The following is a 24,325-nucleotide window of genomic DNA, read 5'->3' as shown; positions in this document are numbered from 1 at the left end:
CAATTCGTCCAAAGGACTGCATAGGGTGGTTTCATTCGTGTGATTATGTGCAATAATTTAGTGGATTGCTATAGTTGATTTAAATTCTAAGAGTAAATAAATGAGTCATACTGCGAAGAATATTTCTATTAAATGATTCCCAATACCATTCTCTAATGTTCCTAAATCACAAATAAAAGAAAAGGAGATGTAATATATGAATGGTTTAAGACAAAAATTATTAGAGGAAGAAAGGTTTTTAAAAGACATTCTGAACGGGATAGGTGATTCAGAGGAAGAAGTGTTGGAAGGTACTTTACGAATCTCGATGGACAAAAATAAAGTCCGTTACTTTCATCATATTCCAAGTGGAAATGGTAAGAAATATGACACCTATATTCCAAAGACTAACAAAGAACTTCCTGTTCAACTGGCGCAAAATACATATAACAACAAATTGCGCAGCCTGGTAAAGAAACGTCTGGAACAGCTTCGAAGAATATTGAAAGATTATGATGACAATGAAATTGACGTATTATACACGAAAGAACATCCCGAGAGACAGAAGTTGATCAAACCGATACAACCAACATGGGAACAACGTTTAAGCGAGTGGGAAAAGGAAGAATATAAAGGCAAGACATTTGCTGAAAATATTCCAGTCATAACAACAGCAAAGGGAGAACGTGTGCGTTCGAAGTCAGAAAAAATCCTGGCAGATTATTTTTATCATACAGGAATTCCGTATAAATATGAGCATCCAGTAATATTGAAAAGATTTGGAATAGTCTATCCCGACTTTACATTTTTATCTCCAAAGACAGGAGAAGAGATATACTGGGAGCATGATGGAAGAATGGATGATCCTGAGTATGCAAGAAAAGCGATCAAGAAGATTGAAACATACGAAAAAAATGGAATCTTTCCAGGGCAAAGGTTAGTCCTGACATTTGAAACGCTACAGGATGGATTGGACATGAAAATTGTAGAGAAGCTTGCAAGAGAGTATCTACTATAGTATGAAAGATAGAAAGGTATGCCTTTAGTGTTGGCTTATATTACCTTGTAAACAGTTTGGAAAAAATTGATGGCTTAGGTTAACTGAAATTCAGGATAAAGATTACCAGTAGAAAAGTAATGGTAGGATCTACGAATCAATATAGCTGTAATGACTTGTATAAGAGTAAATACAGGGCAGACCAACAGAAACTGAGGCGAGAAATGACCAGCAGATAAGTAAGTACAGTGGAAGTCCACAAAAATTGTGATTGAGGATGACTATAGCAATAGCAAGTCCATACAAAGTCAACAAAATCCCGGTAAGTTATATGGTCTGGTAGAGAGTAAGTAGTAGACAAGTCAAAACCAGCTCCGAAATTATATGGTCTGATGGGGAGCAAGTACTAGGCAAGTCAAAACCAGCTCCGAAATTATATGGTCCGATGGCGAGCAAGTATCAGGCAAGTCAAAGGAGGCTCCGAAAGTAGATAGTCTGATAGGAAGCAGGTACTGTACAAGTCTAAAATGCCCGTAGCTTAGATGGTCTAAAGCTGAGTAAGTCAGTGTCGGGTTTACAGATCCAGACAGGTCTGCATGTGGCTCGATAAAGTGAAAAATATGCCATAGGAAAACGTCAAATTCCCAAAAATACCACTTGACCTCCAGCCAGATTTGCGGTATAGTTCTCTACACTTTGTAAAAAAGGAGCGAGAACTTATGACTTTTTATCAGGAACTGCAGCTGAGTTCTGTGGGCTCGAAGCAGTTGATCAAAAACACCACAGATCCAAAGGAAAAAAGACGACACATTCTGATCTACAATTTCAAGGTATACCTCGTGATGGCATTCTGTGTGGCGGTTGTGTCTTTGTACAGTAAGCTTACCGGCAGTAACAACAGCGTGGTTGGCGTGACCGTTCTTCTGGCGGTGATGGTGCTCAGACAGGCAGATTTCGGGATACGGACGACACATGGGCTGTTTTGCATTGCAGGGATTTACGGGATTTTGATGGCCGGACCAAGGATCGCGAATTCAGTCTCCGCAGTACCGGCATTTGCCGTGAATATCATTTGTATTATGCTTCTGATGATCCTGGGATGCCACAACGTGATCATGTATAATCATTCTACATTTGTCCTGGGATACCTTCTCCTGCTGGGGTACGATGTGACCGGAGCAGAATACATAAAGAGAGTAGAAGGACTCGCCGTTGGAATGCTGCTCTGCATGTTTATCTTCTATAAGAATCAAAAGAACCGTCCATATAGAAGAACATTCCTGGATCTTTTCCGTGAATTCGACCTGAATTCTGCGCGCGGAAGATGGTATCTCAAACTGACACTTATCGTTTCCAGCGCAATGCTTTTCATGAACCTTCTGGGACTTCCGAGAGCAATGTGGGCAGGAATTGCCTGCATGTCTGTATGTCTTCCATTTACCGAAGACTGCATGGGACGCGCAGGAAAACGAGGAATGTTCAACATTGTAGGATGTGCTTTATTCATCGTATTATACCTGATCCTTCCGAAATCCATGTATCCGTATATCGGCATGATCGGTGGAATTGGCGTAGGCTATTCAGCAGGATATGCCTGGCAGACTGCATTCAATACTTTCGGAGCATTATCCATCGCAGCAGGACTGTTCGGCATGCCGGCAGCAGTAGCACTTCGTATCGGTGCCAACGTATTCGGAGCAGTATATACGATCCTATGTAACAAAGTAATCGACAGACTGTTTGAACGCAAACATATGGAAAAGAGTATCGCATAATTAAATATAGATTGCATCTGCTTTCTGTTCGGAATATAATATTTAATGAAACGAACAGAAAGCAGTTTTTTTATGGAGGGAGGAAAGATTTGAAAAAAGTAAAAAAACTATAAGTATATTGCTGTGCCTGCTTTTGCTTGGTGGGATTTTGAGCGAAACAGGGATGCAGGGTGGTATCTTGCCTCAGACTGTACAGGCTGCCGGCAGGTATACCGGATGGAAAACTGTTTCCGGGAAGAGATACTATTACCAGAATGGCAGAATGCTGAAAGGCATGTCAAAAATCGGAAATGACTATTATTGTTTTAATTACCAGGGGGTTCAGCTGAAAGGATGGGTGTACACAAAAAATCATTATCGCTATTTCGATAAAAGAAGCGGAAAAATGAGAAGAAACACCACAATTCAGGGAAGAAAGATCAATAGCAATGGAGTATGGGTACCTGTAGTTGTTCTTGATCCGGGACATTCCGGAGTCCAGATGAGTGGATATGAACCATTGGGACCGGGCTCAAGCGAAAGAAAAGCGAAATGCAGTTCCGGCACAGAAGGAGTTGCTACAGGAATTGGAGAATATCAGCTTACATTAAATATAGCCAAAAAACTTCGTACAGCACTGATAGCACAGGGATGTCGTGTGATTATGACCCGAAATGACAACAAAACCAGAATAAGCTGTGCACAGAGAGCAGGAGTTGCAAACAGAGCAAAAGCAGATGCATATCTGAGAATTCATGCAAATGGAGTGGATTATTCATCGGTAAATGGCGCGATGACAATTTGCGTAACCTCCAGGAACCGTTACGTTTCCAGAAACATGTACAGGAAAAGCTATGCACTTTCAAAAGCAGTGCTGAATTCTTATGTGAAGGCAACCGGATGCAGGAAAGAATATATATGGGAAACAGACAGCATGAGTGGAAATAACTGGAGCAAAGTCCCGACAACACTGATTGAACTTGGATATATGTCGAATCCGTCAGAAGACAGAATGATGCAACGACCATCCTACCAGCAAAAAATGGTCAAAGGAATGGCTGATGGCATAAAAAAATTTTTTATAAGTTGAGAGGAGAAAATACACGGCATATTTAGGCGAAGAAATCAAGAAACTTGGATTCGGTCTGATGCGTCTTCCGAAGCTGGATGACGACACCATCGATGTAGAACAGACCAAGAAGATGGTAGATCTTTTTCTGGATGCAGGATTCACGTATTTTGATACTGCATGGGCTTACGCAGGAAGTGAAGATGCGATCCATCAGGCACTGGTAGAGCGCTATCCGAGAGAAAAATTCCAGCTTGCCACCAAGAACACAGCATGGATCAACTGCAAGACAAGAGAAGATGCGACAGCACAGTTTGAAACATCCCTGAAACAGACAGGAGCAGGATATTTTGACTTTTATCTGCTGCACAATCTCGGCGAGATGAGAACACAGTATTTTGATAACTTTGATCTCTGGAGCTGAGTCCAGGAGAAAAAGGTCCAGGGTCTGATCAAACATGTAGGCTTCTCCTTCCACTCCACACCGGAAGAACTGGAAGCGATCCTGACTGCACACCCTGAGATGGAATTCGTCCAGCTCCAGATCAACTACGCAGACTGGGAAAACCCGGCAGTCCAGTCAAGAGCATGCTATGAGGTTGCACGTAAGCACGGCAAACCGGTCATCATCATGGAACCAGTCAAGGGCGGTATGCTTGCAACCCCGCCGGAAAGCGTAGAAAAGATCCTCAAAGACGCAGAACCAGACGCATCCCCGGCATCCTGGGCAGTTCGTTTTGCGGCAAACCTGGAAGGTCTGCTGAAATAATATCAGTCGTTCACTTTCCAGTTTTCCAGAAGTTTCAGTTCGATCTTCGTTCCATCAGGAAGAGAGAACCAGTGATCGTTGATCGGAGTCACAGGATAAGCTTTGATCTTTTCCATTGTTTCTTCTACAGAATCAACGGCGATAGAAATATGAACATAGCCGTTTTCGGCAGTGATATTGATATTTTCCATCTCGCAGAGCTGGATACCCTCGCGGAACCAGCATTTGCGAGATGGCTTTTCTCCGATTTCTCTCCACATATGCATATCAAATACATCTTCAAAAAATTTCTGGGCGTCTTCGTAGGAACTTGTACGAATCGCGGCATGGTCGATCTTTGCCATAAAAAATCCTCCTTGATTAAGTTAGAGCCCCGACGGGGCTGTTTCTTTCACCATATAAGAACTTCCGAACAGATGCAACTGCTCTTGGAAATTATCTCAGCATTATCTGAAAAAATACAATATAAAAACCGCATAAGTATGCAAAAACAACAGACAACATGCACTTTTCCTTGACATAAATATACAAAATTGTTAAAATATTTAACGACATAGATTGAAACGGCGCTGATTTGATCTGAATCGGTGCCGTATTTTATTTTGAGGAGGTAGTAGAGATGTTAAAAGTATGGATTGCGGGTGCAAGTGGACAGATCGGCCGTGCATTGAATGATGTACTTGACCCGATGGAGATCGAGGCTCTGAACACAGACCTTGATGAACTGGACATCACCGATACGGATGAAGTGATCAACTTTGGTACCGTCAACCGTCCGGATGTGATCATTAACTGTACCGGTATTACAGATACCGATGAGTGCGAAAAAAATCCGGAACATGCATACCGTGTCAATGCCCTTGGCGCAAGAAACTTAAGCATTGTTGCCCGCAAATGTGGTTCCAAGATCGTTCAGCTTTCCACAGATGATGTATTTGACGGACAGAGCAAGAAACCTTACACAGAATTTGATGACACCAATCCGCTGACTGTTTACGGCAGATCTAAGAGAGCCGGCGAGTATTACGTCAAAGAATTTACTCACAAGCACTTTATCATCCGCAGTAACTGGGTATACGGACAGGGTGGACGCAACTTTGTAAACCGTGTTCTGGAGGCAGCAGAGACCGGAAAATCTCTTTCCGTTGCATCTGACCAGTTCGGTTCTCCGACCAGCGCGAAGGATCTTGCAAGAATGATCCTGTATCTGATCAGCACAAATGAATATGGAACTTATCATGTGACCTGCAGCGGCGTCTGCAACCGTTATGAATTCGCACAGGAGATCTTACGGCTTGCCGGCAAGAATATCGAACTGAAATCTGTTCCGACAGAGCAGTCAGATCTTTCTTCTGTCAGACCGCCATATGCAGTTCTGGACAATTTTATCCTTCGTATCATTGAGGTGTATGACATGCCAGACTGGAAAGAATCTCTGAAAGAATACATGGATGAAAGAACGGAGGACTAAGATGAAAGAAAAAAACACAAAAGCAAAAACTCCGAACAAAAAAGCAATCGGTCTGACAACCAAGATTTTCATCGCCCTGATCGCAGGTGCGATCCTTGGTATCATTCTCTGCTATCTGGTTCCGGACAGCAGCTTTAAGAAAGATGTAATTATTGAAGGTATCCTTTATGTCATCGGACAGGGATTCATCCGTCTGATGAAGATGCTTGTTGTACCGCTGGTATTCTGCTCTCTGATCTGCGGAAGCATGGCGATCGGGGATACCAAGAAACTCGGAACCGTAGGTGTGAGAACCCTGGCTTTTTATCTTGCAACCACTGCACTGGCAGTTTGCGTTGCACTTGGCGTCGGAAACCTGATTAATCCAGGTGTCGGACTTGATATGAGCGCAATCCAGAGTTCAGCAGCGTCTGTGGAAACCATGGAGGCAACTTCCCTTACGGATACAATCCTCAACATCATTCCGGACAACCCGATCAATTCTCTGGCAAGCGGAACCATGCTTCAGGTTATCGTATTTGCCCTGATCGTCGGTGTGATCCTTGCAAAGATGGGAGAGCGTGCAGAGACAGTAGCAAACTTTTTCAGCCAGTTCAATGACATTATGATGGAAATGACCATGATGATCATGAGCCTTGCGCCGATCGGAGTTTTCTGCCTGATCAGCCGTACTTTTGCAAACATCGGCTTCAGCGCATTCATTCCGCTGGCGAAGTATATGATCGGCGTACTGCTTGCCCTGGCGATCCAGTGCTTCGGTGTATATCAGATCCTGCTCAAGATCTTTACAGGTCTGAACCCGATACGTTTCATCAAGAAATTTTTCCCGGTTATGGCATTCGCATTCTCAACCGCTACATCCAATGCGACCATTCCGATGTCTATTGATACCCTTTCCAAGAAGGTTGGTGTATCCAAGAAGATTTCTTCCTTCACCATTCCGCTTGGTGCGACCATCAACATGGATGGTACTTCCATCATGCAGGGTGTTGCAGTAGTTTTTGCGGCACAGGCATTTGGCATCCATTTAAGCCCGATGGATTACGTGACCGTTATCGGAACAGCGACACTTGCTTCCGTAGGTACCGCAGGTGTACCGAGTGTCGGTCTTGTAACCCTGACCATGGTATTCAACTCTGTTGGACTTCCGGTAGAGGCAATCGGTCTGATCATGGGTATCGACCGTATCCTCGATATGACAAGAACAGCAGTCAACATCACAGGTGACGCTGTCTGCACAACGATCGTCGCACACCAGAACGGCGCTCTCGACAAATCAGTATTCAACGAAACAGACTGATTTCCAAATATCAATCTTAAAAGAAACGGCTGTACACATTATGTGTACGGTCGTTTTTTTGTCCATATATGCAAAACAGGTTGAAATCCCTTTCAGATGTCAGATATAATAAAACCATCATTACAAAAAGGAGAAATTTATGAGCATATTAAACGTTGAGCATCTGACACATGGCTTTGGCGACAGAGCTATTTTTTCAGATGTTTCTTTTAGACTTCTTAAAGGAGAACATATCGGACTTGTTGGAGCGAACGGAGAAGGCAAGTCTACTTTCATGAGCATTGTCACAGGGAAACTGATGCCGGATGAAGGCAAGGTAGAATGGGCAAAAAACGTCCACGCAGGCTACCTTGACCAGCACGCCGTCCTCGAAAAAGGCATGACGATCCAGGAAGTGCTGAAATCTGCTTTTGACCCGCTGCTTCAGAAAGAACAGCGGATGAATGAGATCTGCAATCTTCTGGGGAGCGCAGACGAAGAAGAGATGAACACACTGATGGAAGAACTGGGAACGATCCAGGACGAGCTGACTCTGCATGATTTTTATGTCATTGATTCCAAGGTAGAAGAAGTTGCAAGAGCACTGGGGCTTCTGGATCTGGGACTTGACCGCGATGTAACAGACTTAAGCGGCGGTCAGAGAACGAAGGTGCTTCTCGGCAAACTCCTTCTGGAGAAACCGGACATCCTGCTTCTTGACGAACCGACCAACTATCTCGATGAAGAACATATCGCATGGCTCAAACGTTATCTTCTTGATTACGAGAATGCTTTTATCCTGATCTCTCATGATATCCCGTTCCTGAATGATGTAGTCAATATCATCTACCATATGGAAAATCAGGAGCTGAACCGCTATGTGGGTGATTACGATCATTTCCAGGAAGTCTACGCAGTGAAGAAAGCACAGCTTGAGGCAGCTTACCGCCGCCAGCAGCAGGAGATCAGCGAACTCAAAGACTTCGTTGCGAGAAACAAAGCCCGTGTGTCAACCAGAAACATGGCAATGTCCCGTCAGAAGAAACTGGACAAGATGGATGTGATCGAGCTGGCAGCAGAGAAACCAAAGCCGGAGTTCCATTTCCGTTATGGACGCACACCGGGCAAAATGCTTTTTGAAACACATGACCTCGTGATCGGTTATGATGAGCCACTTTCCAAACCACTGAACTTCACGATGGAACGAGGACAGAAGATCGCACTGGTCGGAACAAACGGAATCGGCAAAACAACCCTGCTCAAGAGCATCCTTGGACTGATCCCGTCCCTCAAGGGAAACTGCGAGCGAGGAGAAAACCTCCAGCTTGGATATTTCGAGCAGGAAGTAAAGGGTGACAATAAGACGACCTGTATCGAAGAATTATGGCAGGAATTTCCGTCCTACACACAGTATGAAATCCGTTCAGCTCTTGCAAAATGCGGTCTTACAACGAAGCATATCGAGAGTCAGGTCCGTGTCTTAAGCGGTGGTGAGCAGGCAAAAGTCCGTCTCTGTAAACTTGTAAACCGCGATACCAATGTCCTGCTTCTCGATGAGCCGACCAACCATCTGGACGTAGATGCCAAAGAGGCATTAAAGAGTGCCCTCAAAGAGTACAGAGGAAGTATCCTTCTGATCTGCCATGAACCGGAGTTTTACCAGGATGTGGTAAATGAAGTCTGGGATATGAGCAAGTGGACTACCAAGGTATTCTAAATGGAGAAAATATTGTGAAAGGCAAAAAAATCAAAATTGTTTGCAGACTTTATCAACAGCCTTACGATCACATTTTTTATTAATTTTCTTTGATTTAAAACTGGGAGGGGAACTATGTTTGGCTTCGGCAAACTAAAAGAAAAAATAAATGTACGGATAAAAGGACATGACAGCGCATATCTCCCCATGATAAGCTAAAGAAGCAGTAAATAACAGGGCTTCAGTTTAGGGAGGGTTTATGCACAAGGAGGTAAATCACAAGATACGTAAGCACTTCAACGAGGGAATCTACAATGTTGCCCGCTATACAGAAATCGTGCTTTCTATCGTCATTCTGATCGTGATCGCGCTGGCTGGCATCCGGCTGATCTATGCGATCACAGAGACTTCGCTTATGGACATGGATATTGACTTTTTTACAAAGTTTCTGGCAAACGCCCTGTCGCTGGTCGTAGGTGTGGAGTTTGTAAAGATGCTCTGCCGCCACTCCGCGCAGACAGTTGTAGAAGTGCTGATGTTTGCAACAGCCAGACAGATGGTTGTTGAGCATATGGCACCAACACAGACACTGATCGGAGTCATTGCCATCGCCGTCCTCTTTGCAATCAGGAAGTTCCTGATGACAGAGGACAGCGACATGTCACATTCACCGTTTAAGAAATGTAAGGAAGAAAAACACGAGGTTTAATTTCTGCCTTTGCTTAAAGTGCTGTTGTGATAAGCAGAAGAATAAGTGACATCTTCTCCGAACCATTCCGGAGGAATATAGGTATTTGCCTGTTCTTCGGATTCGAATTCAACTTCGGCAAGAAGAAGTCCATCATAGTCTTCGTGGAAGACATCAAGTTCGATCGTCAGGCCATCCTTTTCCGGGATCAGATAACGGGTCTTGGAGATGACGATGCCGTCGGCTTTTGGCTTGAGATGCTCATAGGATTCCTGGGTCAGAGGGAGATTGTATTCCTCTCTGGACAGGAGTCCTTTTGATTTATAAGTCAGATAATATTCATCATCCTGCCTGCGAATGCGGACGACAGGATCCGTGCAGAGATAACCCTGCTCGATTTTATGGAAAGAACAGTTTGCGAGATCTTTTGGAAGCTGTTCTTTTTTTATGAGGAATTTTCTTTCGATTTCCATGTGCATACTCCTTTGCATTCTGAATTACAGGGAAAAATTCATTAGATTTTGTAGATTTAGTATATCCCTTTTTCCTGATAAATGCTATACTAAACAAATGGGAAAAATAAAACAGATACGAAACAGGGAGGTTTTTTATGAGCAAAAAAGTTTATATTTTTCTTGCAGACGGATTTGAAGATATCGAAGGCCTGACCGTAGTAGACCTGATGCGCCGTGCAGGAATCGACATAGAAACTGTTTCCATCAAAGAGAGCAATGAGATCACAACATCCCATGGGATCATGATGAAGACCGACAGAGTATTTACGGGAACTGATTTTTCAGATGCAGACATGCTCGTCCTTCCGGGAGGAATGCCGGGAACGAAGTATCTGGGAGAGTATCAGCCGCTCTGTGACCTTCTGAGAGATTTCTACGGAAAGAGCGGTAAAGTAGCGGCAATCTGTGCGGCACCGACTGTTCTGGCATCTCTTGGATTCCTTGAAGGAAGAAAGGCAACTGCATATCCGTCCTGCATGGAGGGGCTTACCGGCGCAGAGCCGTCTTATGAGAGTGTTGTAGTTGATGGCAATGTGACGACCAGCCGCGGACTTGGAACCGCTGTGGACTTCGCATTAAGCCTGATCGGACAGCTTCTTGGTGAAGAAAAGGCGGATGAGATCGCAGAATCCGTGGTATATTCCCGGAAATAAGGCAAAAACAGGAGTTTTCTACAAAAAATACTGGCGTTTTTATACCTGTTGTGCTATACTACGATAATGACTGTAATTGTATCTCTTGATATCGGGATACAGCTACCTGTACGCATTATCCGCAGACAGGGATAAGCAATAGATAGAATATTCAGAGCTTATATCTGAAAATTAAGGAGGAACAAAAAACATGAGTTTACAGGTTGAAAAACTGGAAAAGAACATGGCGAAACTTACAATCGAGGTTTCCGCTGAAGATTTAGAGAAAGCTATGCAGGCTGCATACCAGAAAGCAAAAGGAAGAATCTCTCTTCCAGGATTCCGTAAAGGAAAAGCACCAAGAAAAATGATCGAGCAGATGTACGGCAAGGGAATCTTCCTTGAGGACGCTGCAAACGCTCTGATCCCGGAGCACTATAGCAAAGCAGTTGAGGAGTGCGAGCTTGAGATCGTATCCCAGCCGGAGATCGCTGTAACACAGGCTGAGCCAGGAAAAGCTTTCATCTTCACAGCAGAAGTAGCTGTTAAACCGGAAGTTACTCTTGGTGAGTATAAAGGAGTAGAGGTTCCGAAGTCTGAGACAGAAGTAACAGACGAGGACGTTGAAGCTGAACTGAAGAAAGAGCAGGAGAAAAACTCCAGAACAGTTACAGTAGAAGACCGTGGAGCAGAGAATGGCGACATCACAACAATCGACTTCGAAGGATTTGTTGACGGTGAAGCATTCGAAGGCGGCAAAGGAACAGACTACCCGCTGACACTTGGTTCCGGATCTTTCATCCCGGGATTCGAAGATCAGCTCGTTGGATCTAAAGCCGGAGACCACGTAGAAGTTAAGGTTACATTCCCGGAAGAATACCAGGCAAAAGAACTGGCTGGCAAAGAAGCTGTATTCCAGTGTGACGTTAAGAAAGTAGAAGCAAAAGAACTTCCGGAACTGGATGATGATTTTGCACAGGACGCTTCTGAGTTCGATACTCTTGCAGAGTACAAAGAAGACATCAAGAAGAACCTGACAGAAAAGAAAGAAAAAGAAGCTCGTGCAGCAAAAGAAAACGCAGCAGTAGACAAAGCAATCGAGAACGCAGAGATGGAGATTCCGGATGCAATGGTAGCTACTCAGACACGTCAGATGCTGGATGACTTCGCAAGAAGAATGCAGTCTCAGGGACTTACCATGGAGCAGTACTTCCAGTTCACAGGAATGACAGCTGAGAAGATGCAGGAAGAAATGAAACCACAGGCTCTCAAGAGAATCCAGACAAGACTGGTTCTTGAGAAGATCGCAGAAGTTGAAAACATTCAGCCGACTCAGGAAGAAGTTGACGAAGAGATCAGCAAAATGGCTGAAGCATACAAGATGGAAGCTGACAAGATCAAAGAACTGCTTGGCGACCGCGAATTAGAGCAGATGAAGAAAGATATGGCTGTACAGAAAGCCGTAACTCTCGTAGCTGACGAGGCAAAAGAAGCCTAAGCAGACATTATGATCCACAGTCAGGCGACGAATGGAGGCATATTATATGAGTTTAGTACCTTATGTCATTGAGCAGACAAGCAGAGGCGAAAGAAGTTACGACATTTACTCCCGTCTTCTGAAAGACCGTATCATCTTTCTTGGAGAAGAAGTAAATGATGTAAGTGCCAGCATTATCGTGGCACAGCTTCTGTTCCTCGAAGCAGAGGATCCTGGTAAAGACATTCAATTATATATCAACAGTCCGGGAGGATCTGTAACCGCTGGTATGGCGATCTACGACACAATGAAGTACATCAAATGTGATGTATCTACCATTTGTCTTGGAATGGCAGCCAGCATGGGAGCTTTCCTTCTGGCAGGAGGAACCAAGGGTAAGAGATTTGCCCTGCCGCATTCTACCATTATGATCCATCAGCCGTCAGGCGGTGCACAGGGTCAGGCAACCGAGATCCAGATCGTTGCAGACCATATCGCACAGACCAAGCGTACACTGAATGAGATCCTGGCAGAAAACACAGGACAGCCTTATGAAGTAGTGGAAAAAGACACAGACCGCGACAATTATATGACTGCTGAAGAAGCAAAGGCATACGGACTGATCGATGGTGTTGTCGAGCATAAATAAAGCAGACAAAAGGAACCTCTTTTCAGGGGGTTCCTTTTGTGCCATAACAAACGGAAAGGAAACGAGAACTATCTATGGCAGAAAAAATAAGAGATGGAAAAGTCAGATGCTCTTTTTGTCACAAATCTGAAGACCAGGTCCGCAAGCTGATCGCAGGTCCGGAGGGAGTTTTTATTTGTGATGAGTGTATAGGTATCTGCTCAGAGATTATGGAAGAGGAACTGGGAGATTACGACCAGGAAGATATCTATGATACAGACATCAATCTGTTAAAGCCAGAAGAGATTCATAAGATTCTGGATGACTACGTTATTGGACAGGATGAGGCAAAGAAAGCACTTTCCGTAGCTGTCTATAACCATTACAAGAGAATCACAGCATCCAGAAACCTGGATGTGGAATTACAGAAGAGCAACATCCTGATGCTTGGACCGACCGGTTCCGGTAAAACTCTGCTTGCACAGACACTTGCCCGTCTTCTGAATGTGCCGTTTGCTATTGCAGACGCTACAACACTGACAGAGGCCGGTTATGTCGGTGAGGATGTGGAGAATATCCTTCTGAAACTGATCCAGGCAGCAGACTATGACATTGAACGTGCACAGTACGGAATCATCTATATTGATGAGATCGACAAGATCACCAGAAAATCCGAAAACGCATCCATCACCCGTGATGTATCCGGTGAGGGCGTTCAGCAGGCACTTCTGAAGATCCTCGAGGGAACCGTTGCAAACGTACCGCCGCAGGGAGGTCGTAAGCACCCACATCAGGAATTCCTTCAGATCGATACGACAAATATCCTGTTTATCTGCGGCGGTGCTTTTGACGGGATCGAGAAAGCGATCGAGGCAAGACAGAACACGAAGTCTATCGGTTTTGGTGCAGAAGTAGAGGTCAAGAAAGAGAGAAACATCGGTGAGATCCTCAAGGATGTCATGCCGGAAGATTTTGTCAAATTTGGTCTTATCCCGGAATTCATCGGACGAGTTCCGATCGTTGTAACTCTTGACGGACTGGATGAGGAAGCACTGATCCGTATCCTCAAGGAGCCAAAGAACGCACTGACCAGACAGTATCACAAGCTGTTTGAGCTGGACGGCGTAGAACTGGAATTCCAGGATGAAGCACTGGAAGCAGTTGCACGTAAATCTCTGGAACGTAAGACAGGAGCCAGAGGACTCAGATCTATCATGGAGAAATCTCTTATGGATCTTATGTACCGCACACCTTCTGACAAGACGATCCAGAAATGCATTCTCACAAAGGATGCCGTAGAAGGAACAGCAGAGCCGGAAGTCATCCATGGCGAAGCACCGGCACCGGAGCTTAAGAAAACTTCCCGTTCAAGAAAGAAAGGCAAGCCGGAAACGGCCTAAAGAAGGGACTGAAGAAACATGAAACAGCCAATTAGCATTCTTCCTGCGATCGCACTTCGAGGAACGACGATCCTGCCGGATATGATCGTTCATTTTGATGTAAGCAGAGAACGCTCTATGAAGGCAATTGAAGCTGCCATGCTTCAGGATGAGAAGATCTTTCTGGTCACACAGAAAGATCCGGAAATGGAAACACCGGGAATCACAGATCTGTACAAGGTTGGTACAGTTGCATATATCAAACAGGTAGTTAAATTACCACATGATCTGCTCCGTGTTCTGGTCGAGGGCGTGGAACGCGCAGAACTCATCGGACTGGAACAGGAGGAACCATTCCTCATGGCAGAGACCGCAGGATTTGAGGCAGATGGAGCCCATTATGCGAAGTCTCTGAGAGAGGCAATGTACAGAAGCATCCGTGAACTGTTTCAGAGATACTGTATCGAGAGCGGCAGGATCAGCAAAGATCTTGCTGCCAAGATCATGAACATCCAGAATCTGGAAGAACTGATCTCACAGGTATCTGTGAACATCCAGATCACCTACCAGAATCAGCAGAAGATCCTGGAGGCAGTGACACTGGAAGAACAGTATGAAGTTCTTGCAGCGATCCTGAACAATGAGATCGAAGTGCTTCAGATCGGACATGATCTCCAGCACAAACTCAAAGCCCGCGTAGACAAGAACCAGAGAGAATATATTCTGAGAGAACAGCTCAAACTGATCCGTGAAGAGCTTGGCGAGGACAACACTGCTGACACAGCACAGGAATACCGCGAGAAACTTGAGAAACTCCAGGCTTCAAAAGAAGTCAAGGATAAGATCAGCAAGGAGATCGACCGTTTCAAGAGCATGAACAGCAGTGCAGCTGAGAGCAGCGTGCTCAGCACCTATATCGAAACACTGCTGGATCTTCCGTGGGATAAGAAATCCGAGGATTCCATGGATCTTGCCGAAGCATGGAAGATCCTGGAGGAGGGACATTACGGCCTCAAAGAAGTCAAGGAGCGTATCATGGAATTTCTTTCCGTGCGTAAACTGACTTCCGGCGGCAAGAGTCCGATTCTCTGTCTTGTGGGACCTCCTGGAACTGGTAAGACCTCCATTGCCCATTCTGTGGCAGAGGCACTTCACAAGAAATATGTCCGTATCTGTCTTGGCGGCGTTCGTGACGAAGCTGAGATCCGTGGACATCGTAAGACTTATGTAGGGGCAATGCCGGGACGCATCACTGTTGCTTTGCAGCAGGCGGGCGTCAGCAATCCTCTGATGCTCCTTGACGAGATCGACAAGACAAGCAGCGATTACAAGGGAGATACTTCCTCTGCACTGCTTGAAGTTCTGGATCCGGAGCAGAACAGCCACTTCAATGACCATTATGTAGAGGTTCCGCAGGATCTCTCCGAGGTACTTTTTATTGCGACTGCAAATGATATCCAGGGAATCCCGAGACCGCTTCTGGACCGTATGGAAGTGATCGAGATCTCAGGCTATACCGAGAATGAGAAGGAACATATCGCGAAGGAACATCTGATCCCGAAGCAGCTTGAAGTAAATGGTATCCCGAAAGGTAAGCTGACCATACAGCCGGCCGCACTTCGCAAAATGATCACTCTCTACACCAGAGAGGCAGGAGTACGAGGACTTGAGCGCAAGATCGGTCAGATCTGCCGTAAAGCAGCCCGTGAACTCATGGAGAACGGTGCGGACAAAGTTGTTGTCAATACGAAGAATCTTGACAAATTCCTCGGCAAATCCACATACAGTTATCTGATGGCAAACAAGAAGGACGAAGTAGGAATCGCAAGAGGACTTGCCTGGACACAGGTTGGCGGCGATACACTTCAGATCGAGGTAAATGTCATGCCTGGCAAGGGTGAACTGGTACTGACCGGTCAGCTTGGAGATGTCATGAAGGAATCCGCAATGGCTGGTATTTCTTATATCCGTTCTGTTGCAGACCAGTACGATATTAAACCGGAATTTTTCCAGGAAAATGACATTCACGTACATATCCCGGAGGGAGCTGTCCCGAAGGATGGTCCGTCTGCGGGTATCACCATGGCGACAGCGATGCTTTCTGCGATCATTGGTAAGGAAGTGCGCGCAGATGTAGCCATGACAGGAGAGATCACTCTCCGCGGCAGGGTTCTGCCGATCGGCGGTCTCAAGGAGAAACTTCTTGCAGCGAAATACGCCCGTATCAAACAGGTACTTGTTCCGAGGGAAAATAAGCAGGATATTCAGGAGATCGATGCAGAGATCCTGGACGGCCTCAAAATTTCCTATGTAGATAATATGAAGGAAGTGCTTCACGAAGCACTGGTGAAATAAAGAGGAATTTATGATTATTAAAAATGCAGTTTTGGATATTGTCTGCGGAGTTACCAGCACACTTCCTGATACAGGGATGCCGGAGGTAGCTTTTGCAGGAAAATCAAATGTAGGAAAATCTTCTCTGATCAATGGTCTTATGAACCGCAAGGCACTGGCACGCACCAGTGCCCAGCCGGGTAAGACACAGACGATCAATTTTTATAAGATCAATGACGAGATGTTTCTGGTGGATCTTCCGGGATATGGATATGCCAAGATCACACCTGCCGAGAAAGAAAAATGGGGAAAGATGATCGAGCGTTATCTGCATACTTCCAAGGATCTCAAGGCAGTGTTCCTTCTTATCGATATCCGCCACAAACCATCTGCGAATGACTGCCAGATGTATGAATGGATCCTGCACAATGGATATGAACCGATCATCATAGCGACCAAGCTTGACAAGATCAAGAGAAGCCAGGTTCAGAAATGTCTCAAAGTTATCCGTGAAGAACTTAAGCTTACCAAGGGAACGAAGATCATTCCGTATTCCGCAGAAACAAAGCAGGGAAGAGATGAAATATGGGAACTGATCGATTCTCTGACCGGTCAGACACCTGCAGAAGAAGCCTGAAAGGACTATAAGAGATGGGAATCATCAAAGCAGTAAAACTTGCATTCGATTACTTGAAATATGATGAGGACGGCAACGTTCAGGAAACACAGAGAGCTGTGGATGGTGTGGATATTGATATCAAGGAAGGACAGTTTGTAGCGATCCTGGGACATAATGGTTCCGGTAAGTCTACCTTTGCCAAACACATCAATGCACTGCTTCTGCCGTCCGATGGAACAATCTGGATCGACGGGATCAATACTTCTGAGGAGCCGGAATTATGGAAGGTGCGTCAGAAGGCAGGAATGGTATTCCAGAATCCGGATAACCAGATCATCGGAACTGTTGTGGAGGAGGATGTCGGATTCGGGCCCGAAAACATGGGAGTTCCGACCGAGGATATCTGGAAGCGTGTCAACGAAAGTCTTGAGAAGACCGGCATGACAGCGTACAGACATCACTCTCCGAATAAACTTTCCGGAGGTCAGAAGCAGCGAGTTGCTATCGCAGGAGTCATGGCGATGCGTCCGAAATGCATTGTCCTGGATGAGCCGACAGCCATGCTGGACCCGAACGGCCGTAAGGAAGTACTCGCAGCTGTTCATCAGCTGAATAAGCAGGAAAATGTTACGGTAGTTCTGATCACGCATTACATGGAAGAAGTGATCGATGCAGACCATGTCATCGTTATGGATGGCGGTCATGTAGTTATGGAGGGAACTCCGCGGGAAATTTTTTCCCAGGTGGAAACTCTCAAGAAATACCGTCTTGATGTACCGCAGGTAACTCTGCTGGCGCATGAACTCAAACAGTCCGGAGTAGACATTCCGGATGGAATCCTTACTACGGAAGAGCTGGTAAATGCCTTATGTCAATAGAATTAAAAAACGTAACATACACATACAGCCCGGGAACTTCCTATCAGATCCACGCACTTAAGGATATCAATCTGGAAATCCCGGACGGACAGTTTATCGGTGTGATCGGACACACCGGAAGCGGAAAGTCTACACTGATCCAGCATTTTAATGCACTGATCCAGCCGACATCAGGAACCGTTTCCTACAATGGAGAGGATGTCTGGGCGGAGAAATACGACCGCAGGAAACTTCGCAGTGAAGTAGGACTGGTCTTTCAGTATCCGGAACATCAGTTGTTTGAGAGCGATGTGCTTTCAGATGTGTGTTTTGGACCGATGAACCAGGGAATGACCAGAGAACAGGCTGAGGAAGAAGCACGCAAGGCACTTCATCATGTAGGCTTCAAAGAAGAAAACTTTGACAAATCACCATTTGAACTTTCTGGTGGTCAGAAGAAGCGAGTGGCCATTGCAGGTGTACTTGCAATGAACCCGAAGATCCTGATTCTGGATGAGCCGACCGCAGGTCTTGATCCGAAGGGAAGAGATGAGATCCTTGATCAAATCGCAGAACTTCACAAAGTTCGTGGGATTACCATTGTGCTGGTTTCTCATAGCATGGAAGATGTAGCCAAATATGCGGAGCGTCTGATCGTGGTTAATCATGGACAGATCGCCTTTGATGACACACCAAAGAAGGTTTTTGCTCATTACAAAGAGATGGAACCGATGGGACTGGCTGCCCCGCAGATCACCTATATCATGCATGCCCTTAAGGAAAAAGGACTCAATGTCGACCCTTCTGATACAACGGTAGAAGAGGCGAAGCAGGATATCCTGAATGCTCTTCGGAAAATGAACTCCCCTTTACTGAAAGGAGGAGCTCAGAATGATTAGAGATATTACGATCGGTCAGTACTATCCGGCGAAATCTGTGATCCACAGAATGGACCCGAGAACCAAGTTATTTGGAACGCTGATCTTCATTATTTCCGTATTCCTGTTCCACAGCGTGGCAGGATATGCCGTTGCAACGTTATTCCTGGCAGGGATGATCACGATCTCTCAGGTTCCGGTGAAGTTTATCTTTAAGGGACTCAAAGCGATCTTCATGATCCTTCTGATCACGATGGTGTTCAATATCCTTCTGACACCGGGTGAAGTGCTCTGGAAGATCGGAATCTTCACCATCACCAAAGAAGGAATCTCCATGGCAGTCCGCATGGCAATCCGACTGATCTATCTGGTGATCGGATCTTCACTTATGACGCTGACAACAACACCAAACCAGCTCACTGATGGTCTGGAAAAAAGCCTGCGTCCGTTGAACAAGATCCACGTTCCGGTACATGAGATCGCAATGATGATGTCGATCGCGCTGCGTTTTATCCCGATCCTTCTGGAAGAAACGGACAAGATCATGAAAGCGCAGATCGCCAGAGGTGCCGACTTCGAGAATGGAAACATGATCCAGAAGGTCAAAAACATGGTTCCGCTTCTTGTCCCGCTGTTTATCTCAGCATTCCGTCGTGCCAATGATCTGGCAATGGCGATGGAAGCAAGATGTTACCATGGAGGCGATCATCGTACACAGATGAAGCCACTTCACTATGCAAAGAGGGACCACGTCGCATATCTGGTATTGTTCGTGTACCTTGCCGTTGCGATTGGATTCCGCGTGATGGGATGGTGATAAGATGAAGCGAATTGGACTTGTAGTTGCATATGATGGAACGAATTACAGTGGCTGGCAGATCCAGCCGAACGGAGTCACGATCCAGGGTGTTCTGAACGATACCCTGACAGAACTTCTCGGAGAGAAAATCGAGATTATGGGTGCGAGCCGTACAGATGCCGGCGTACATGCACTGGGAAATGTGGCGGTATTTGACACCAATACAAGAATTCCGGGTGAAAAGATTTCCTATGCGCTGAACCAGCGGCTTCCGGATGACATTCGGATTCAGCTGTCTGAGGAAGTGGATCCGGATTTTCACCCACGTTACTGCGACAGTGAGAAAACTTACGAATATCGTATTTTGAATCGGAAATTCCCGGTGCCGACAGAGAGGCTGTACTCTTATTTCTACCACTACAAACTGGATGTGGACAAGATGCGAGAGGCAACTTCCTATCTGATCGGACGGCATGATTTTGCCAGCTTCTGTGGAACAGGAGCACAGGTGAAATCGACGGTCCGTACACTGACAGGAATTGATATCTGGAGAGACGGAGATATTGTGACGATACAGGTAAGAGGAGAGGGATTCCTCTACAATATGGTGCGTATTATTGCAGGAACCCTGATTCAGGTAGGAAACGGTCAGTATCCGCCAGAGCGCGTAAAGAAGATTCTGGATGCCTGCGACAGATCCGTATCCGGACCGACAGCACCGGCCCATGGACTGACGTTGATGGGAATTGAATTTTTTGACTGAAAAGCAGTCTTATTTTAATAAAAGCGACTGTCTGGAAATGGACAGCATAAAAACAGGGAGGGTATAGCTCAGGAAGAGTTATACCCTCCCTTAGTTTGTCTGAAAATGAAAATATCAAAAAATGACAATTATATAGAAAAAAAAGGAAAAGAAAAAGCTCTTTTTTACTGCTATCATAATAAAAAAAGAAAAATATCACAAAAGGAAAAGGAGAACAAATGACAATTCAGGAAATATTAGATCGGGTTTCTGAATATCATCCTGATCTGGGAGAAGATTATCATGGATGTGATGAAGTAAAGTTTGGTGATTGCTCACAGGAATGCACAGGAATTGTTTCTGCATTGGTTCCGACAGTTGATGTGATCAGAAGGACGATTGAACTTAAAGCAAATCTTCTGTATGTTCATGAGCCTGTATCCTATCTGACCCCTGACTGGCCTGAGTGGAAGGCAGATTATAAATGCAGAATTTATGATGAAAAATTAAAATTACTAAAAGAGAATAAGATTGTGCTTGTTCGGGATCATGATCATATGCATGCCCATAAACCTGACAGCATTTTTACAGGAGTGCTGAAATACCTGGGCTGGATGGAATATCTTACAGAAGAGCAGAAGATTCCGTTTGGTTATACAGTATGTTTTCCAAAGGCAAAAAAGCTTAGAGAGATCAATCAGGAATTGATAGAAAAAATCGGAATGCAAGGACTTCGTTTTATAGGAAATCCAGAAGCAGAATTAAAAAAAATAGCATTTACAGGACATATTTATCCGGATGCGTTTATTCCGCAGCATTTTAACGAAGACGGAAGCTGGAGTGATTATGCGACAGAGATCATTCGTGAAATGGAGCAGGATGGGGTTGAATGTATTATTCCGGGGGAAGTGATCGAGTGGACGGTATTATCGTATATCCGCGATGGAATTCCTCTGGGAAAAAATCTTGCATGTATCAATCCAGGTCATTTTAACTGGGAAGAACTTGGTGCCCGATATGCAAAAGACTGGCTTATGGAATTAACTGAAAATAAAGTATCAGTTTTTTATGTTCCAACTGGTGATATGTGGAAGTATCAGACAAAAAAGAGTTTGTTTGAACAGAAATCGGAGTAAACAGCAACTATCCGATGTCTGTAAGTTAAGGAGTACAACAAATGAAATGGACAAGCAGTTTTAAATATCTTCCGATTAATTACGGAATGACACTGGCAACATTATCAGACAAAACCCAGAGAGTTCTGTTTGAAAATAATTTAAATGGAAATAAAGTGCGTATTTTATTTTCAAATAAATACGCAAAAGAAACATTGAACTTAAAAAAGGTAACCATTGGGATTGAAAATGAAGGAACAGTGGAAAGAATAAGGGAAGTAACACTCCGAGGATCAAAAGAGATCGTACTTCCGGCAGGAGCAGAAGTTTACAGTGATGAAGTTGAAGTTACAGTGAAAGCCGGAGATCGGATCGCAGTAAATATTTATATTGACCAGCAGCAGAAAATTCAGAATTTATGTGGATACTGGGCAGAAGGCGGATCAGAAGTCAGATGTAATATTGAAGGAGATGATACGAGAGGAAACGCTTTTTCAAGTACATCTATGGAGGAAATCTATGAATTTGTAAAAGAAGATCCTTCACCGGTAAAAGGTCAGTTTTTCTTTGGCTTTTCAGCTGTTCAGGTTTGGACAGAAGATGACGTCAAAGTAATAACAGCTTTTGGGGATTCTATTACAGCAATGGCATTTTTCACGAATGCACTTCAGAAAAGACTGTATAAAAAATATCCGGGACAGGTAACATTGCTTAATGCAGGAATCGGAGGGAACAGACTGCTTCATGATGCTACATGGATACCGGATGCTCCGGCAGAAGGAGGGCTTTTTGGAGAAGCAGGAGTGAGAAGATTCGAGAAGGATGTATTTGGGACGGACAAAGTTGACAGTATTTTTTGTCTGATGGGCATTAATGATATTATGCATCCTCTTCAGTTTGAAAAAGCAGAAGAATCTGTTTCCGCTGAATATCTGGAGCAGGGGTTTAGCTATCTTGCAAAAAAAGCACACGATCATGGAAGCAGAATTTATGGTGCAACTATTATGCCGTGTGGAAATACAGAGTATTCAGAGAAATGGATGCAGGCGTTTGAAAAAACAAGAAGAGATGTGAATCAATGGATCAGAACACAAAGTGTTTATGATGGATATTTTGATTTTGATGAGATATTAAAAAATGATACAGTTCCGGCTTATCTCAAAGAAGAAGTTCATATTGGAGATGGATTACATCCAAATACAATGGGTGGAAAAATCCTTGCGGAATGTGTGGATTTGAGTATGCTTACAGGGCTGGATGATTAAAAATAAGGAGAAAAAATATGAATCAGATTAACAAAAAGATGTCTTTGCTGGAAAAAATCAGCTATGGATCGGGAAATATGGGAATATGTCTGTGCACTACACTTATCACTACATTTATTATGTATTTCTATACAGATGTTGTTAAGATCAGTGTACTTCAGGTTGGAACGATCATGTTAATCGGTGGAATTGCAGATGCTGTTTCAGATGCGGTAATGGGAATCATTGTAGATCATACCAATACTCGCTGGGGAAAATGCCGGCCGTATCTTATTTTTGGAGCGATACCTATGGCAGCAGCCTGTTTCTTTGTGCTTCATGTTCCGGATGCAAGTGCTACAGTAAAATATATTTATGCTTTGATTACATATGTTATCTATACATTGGCATATACAACTGTACTGATTCCACAAAATGTATTGATCTCTGCAATTACAGATGATACACAGGATCGACTTGCAACAAATATGTTTGGAACTCTTGGAACAAATATTGGACAGCTGATTACAGGTGCATTTGCGTTGACACTTGTTTCTGTGCTGGGGCATGGTTCTGAGTACCGTGGATACAATATAACGATACTGATCTTTGGTATTTTTGGTGCAGCATTAACTATGGTAGATGGATTTAATACAAGAGAACGAATGAATATGGGAACTGCCGCACAGCAGAAAATATCAGCAGCTGATACCATTAGATCCATGAAAAATACCCCTTGGATCATATGTACTGTTACTACGCTGTTTATTATTGCCCAGGTAGTTGTCAAATCTTCTACAACTGTTTATTATTCCACCAATGTTTTACAGAATGCCGGGATGTCTTCCAGCTTACTTTCTATTGCAAATATTATTGGAATTCCGATTACACTGATTATTCCTGTTATTGCAGCAAAAATTGGAAACAGAAACATTGTATGGGTTGGAGCTGTATTTGGTGTATTAGGAAATATTGGTATTTATTTCTTTAAATTTAATAATATTGCAGTAATTGCCTGTGCGGTCATTGCGTCTGTGGGAACTGCATTCGTAAACGGAATTATATATGTTATGTGTGCAGAAAGTATTGATTATGGAGAATGGAAGAGTGGTATCAGAGTTCAGGGATTTTTGATGGCATTTATCGGATTTGCAGTAAAAATTGCGAACTCTATTGTTCAGATGATAACTACAGCCATTCTGAATGCAGGTGGTTATAATGGAGCGGCAGAAGTGCAGACTGCATCAGCTGTAAACGCGATTGAATTCTGTTACGTCTGGATTCCTGTAATTTTGTTTGTTATCGTATTTATAATAAATGGATTTTATAAGCTTGACAAAATCTACCCTCAGATTCGTGCAGATCTTAATAAAAAAAGAGATGCTATGGCAACAGAAAATTAAT

22 protein-coding genes and 1 pseudogene are annotated in these 24,325 nt (G+C 44.2%); 21 read left to right on the top strand and 2 right to left on the bottom strand.

All coding sequences use genetic code 11. The features are described 5' to 3' along the window. Positions 1–196: 196 nt before the first annotated feature. The 4 genes and pseudogenes from QZL69_RS05575 (at position 197) to QZL69_RS05560 (ending at position 4,568) form a co-directional block, all read left to right on the top strand. Positions 197–997, top strand: coding sequence for a hypothetical protein (locus QZL69_RS05575; protein WP_022214239.1), 801 nt, complete (start codon positions 197–199; stop codon positions 995–997). A 698-nt stretch (positions 998–1,695) separates the two neighbouring features. Beyond that, positions 1,696–2,751: an FUSC family protein gene (locus QZL69_RS05570; RefSeq protein ID WP_022214238.1), complete on the top strand. Its 1,056-nt coding sequence runs from the start codon at positions 1,696–1,698 to the stop codon at positions 2,749–2,751. A gap of 148 nt (positions 2,752–2,899) precedes the next feature. Beyond that, complete coding sequence (locus QZL69_RS05565) at positions 2,900–3,820, top strand: N-acetylmuramoyl-L-alanine amidase (protein WP_291518540.1); 921 nt, start codon at positions 2,900–2,902, stop codon at positions 3,818–3,820. A 34-nt stretch (positions 3,821–3,854) separates the two neighbouring features. Further along, positions 3,855–4,568, top strand: a pseudogene (locus QZL69_RS05560) (aldo/keto reductase). A gap of 2 nt (positions 4,569–4,570) precedes the next feature. Here the strand turns inward: QZL69_RS05560 and QZL69_RS05555 are convergent. Then, complete coding sequence (locus QZL69_RS05555; RefSeq protein WP_022214234.1) at positions 4,571–4,912, bottom strand: VOC family protein; 342 nt, start codon at positions 4,910–4,912, stop codon at positions 4,571–4,573. Positions 4,913–5,187: 275 nt separating this feature from the next. Here QZL69_RS05555 and rfbD point away from each other — a divergent pair, with 275 nt between their 5' ends. The 4 genes from rfbD to QZL69_RS05535 all read left to right on the top strand — a co-directional run bounded on the left by rfbD (position 5,188) and on the right by QZL69_RS05535 (position 9,723). After that, entirely contained in the window at positions 5,188–6,039 is an 852-nt protein-coding gene (rfbD, locus tag QZL69_RS05550; protein WP_022214233.1) for a dTDP-4-dehydrorhamnose reductase, read from the top strand. Position 6,040: 1 nt separating this feature from the next. Next, on the top strand, positions 6,041–7,339 hold the full coding sequence (locus QZL69_RS05545) for a dicarboxylate/amino acid:cation symporter (RefSeq protein WP_022214232.1): 1,299 nt from the start codon (positions 6,041–6,043) through the stop codon (positions 7,337–7,339). A gap of 139 nt (positions 7,340–7,478) precedes the next feature. Next, entirely contained in the window at positions 7,479–9,035 is a 1,557-nt protein-coding gene (locus QZL69_RS05540; protein ID WP_022214231.1) for an ABC-F family ATP-binding cassette domain-containing protein, read from the top strand. A gap of 238 nt (positions 9,036–9,273) precedes the next feature. Beyond that, positions 9,274–9,723, top strand: a complete 450-nt coding sequence (locus QZL69_RS05535; RefSeq protein ID WP_022214230.1) for a phosphate-starvation-inducible PsiE family protein — start codon at positions 9,274–9,276, stop codon at positions 9,721–9,723. Here the strand turns inward: QZL69_RS05535 and QZL69_RS05530 are convergent. Further along, a complete protein-coding gene (locus QZL69_RS05530) occupies positions 9,720–10,175 on the bottom strand; it encodes a CYTH domain-containing protein (protein ID WP_022214229.1) in 456 nt (151 codons plus the stop codon). The genes QZL69_RS05535 and QZL69_RS05530 overlap by 4 nt on opposite strands. Before the next feature lie 137 nt (positions 10,176–10,312). Between QZL69_RS05530 and QZL69_RS05525 the strand changes: the two genes are divergently transcribed. From QZL69_RS05525 to QZL69_RS05465, 13 genes are all read left to right on the top strand, one after another. Then, a complete protein-coding gene (locus QZL69_RS05525; protein WP_022214228.1) occupies positions 10,313–10,870 on the top strand; it encodes a DJ-1 family glyoxalase III in 558 nt (185 codons plus the stop codon). Positions 10,871–11,060: 190 nt separating this feature from the next. After that, positions 11,061–12,347, top strand: coding sequence for a trigger factor (gene tig / locus QZL69_RS05520; protein WP_022214227.1), 1,287 nt, complete (start codon positions 11,061–11,063; stop codon positions 12,345–12,347). Positions 12,348–12,393: 46 nt separating this feature from the next. Next, the gene (clpP, locus tag QZL69_RS05515; protein ID WP_022214226.1) at positions 12,394–12,975 is read left to right on the top strand and encodes an ATP-dependent Clp endopeptidase proteolytic subunit ClpP; all 582 of its coding nucleotides are present in this window, start codon (positions 12,394–12,396) and stop codon (positions 12,973–12,975) included. A 74-nt stretch (positions 12,976–13,049) separates the two neighbouring features. Further along, positions 13,050–14,354 (top strand): ATP-dependent Clp protease ATP-binding subunit ClpX, encoded by a 1,305-nt coding sequence (clpX, locus tag QZL69_RS05510; RefSeq protein ID WP_022214225.1) that lies wholly within the window; start codon positions 13,050–13,052, stop codon positions 14,352–14,354. Between the two features lie 18 nt (positions 14,355–14,372). Continuing rightward, on the top strand, positions 14,373–16,688 hold the full coding sequence (gene lon / locus QZL69_RS05505) for an endopeptidase La (protein WP_022214224.1): 2,316 nt from the start codon (positions 14,373–14,375) through the stop codon (positions 16,686–16,688). Between the two features lie 10 nt (positions 16,689–16,698). After that, complete coding sequence (gene yihA, locus QZL69_RS05500) at positions 16,699–17,304, top strand: ribosome biogenesis GTP-binding protein YihA/YsxC (protein WP_022214223.1); 606 nt, start codon at positions 16,699–16,701, stop codon at positions 17,302–17,304. 14 nt (positions 17,305–17,318) lie between these two features. Then, positions 17,319–18,164 carry an energy-coupling factor transporter ATPase gene (locus QZL69_RS05495; protein WP_022214222.1) on the top strand — a complete coding sequence of 282 codons (846 nt, stop codon included), beginning with the start codon at positions 17,319–17,321 and terminating at the stop codon, positions 18,162–18,164. Then, positions 18,155–19,042, top strand: coding sequence for an energy-coupling factor transporter ATPase (locus tag QZL69_RS05490; protein WP_022214221.1), 888 nt, complete (start codon positions 18,155–18,157; stop codon positions 19,040–19,042). The genes QZL69_RS05495 and QZL69_RS05490 overlap by 10 nt, the downstream gene beginning before the upstream one ends. After that, entirely contained in the window at positions 19,035–19,838 is an 804-nt protein-coding gene (locus QZL69_RS05485) for an energy-coupling factor transporter transmembrane component T family protein (protein WP_022214220.1), read from the top strand. Before QZL69_RS05490 ends, QZL69_RS05485 begins: the two co-directional genes overlap by 8 nt. 4 nt (positions 19,839–19,842) lie before the next feature. Beyond that, positions 19,843–20,583: a tRNA pseudouridine(38-40) synthase TruA gene (gene truA / locus QZL69_RS05480; protein WP_022214219.1), complete on the top strand. Its 741-nt coding sequence runs from the start codon at positions 19,843–19,845 to the stop codon at positions 20,581–20,583. A gap of 218 nt (positions 20,584–20,801) precedes the next feature. Beyond that, positions 20,802–21,698, top strand: coding sequence for a Nif3-like dinuclear metal center hexameric protein (locus tag QZL69_RS05475; protein ID WP_022214218.1), 897 nt, complete (start codon positions 20,802–20,804; stop codon positions 21,696–21,698). A gap of 41 nt (positions 21,699–21,739) precedes the next feature. Then, a complete protein-coding gene (locus QZL69_RS05470; protein ID WP_022214217.1) occupies positions 21,740–22,942 on the top strand; it encodes a GDSL-type esterase/lipase family protein in 1,203 nt (400 codons plus the stop codon). Between the two features lie 17 nt (positions 22,943–22,959). Further along, positions 22,960–24,324, top strand: a complete 1,365-nt coding sequence (locus QZL69_RS05465) for an MFS transporter (protein WP_022214216.1) — start codon at positions 22,960–22,962, stop codon at positions 24,322–24,324. The last annotated feature ends 1 nt before the right edge of the window (position 24,325 follow it).

Origin of the sequence: Blautia sp. CAG:237 (genome assembly GCF_000436615.1) — a bacterium.
Lineage (GTDB): Bacteria > Bacillota > Clostridia > Lachnospirales > Lachnospiraceae > Blautia_A > Blautia_A intestinihominis.
Note: the sequence above shows the minus strand (reverse complement) of the source record. Positions and strands in the feature narration are given on the sequence as shown.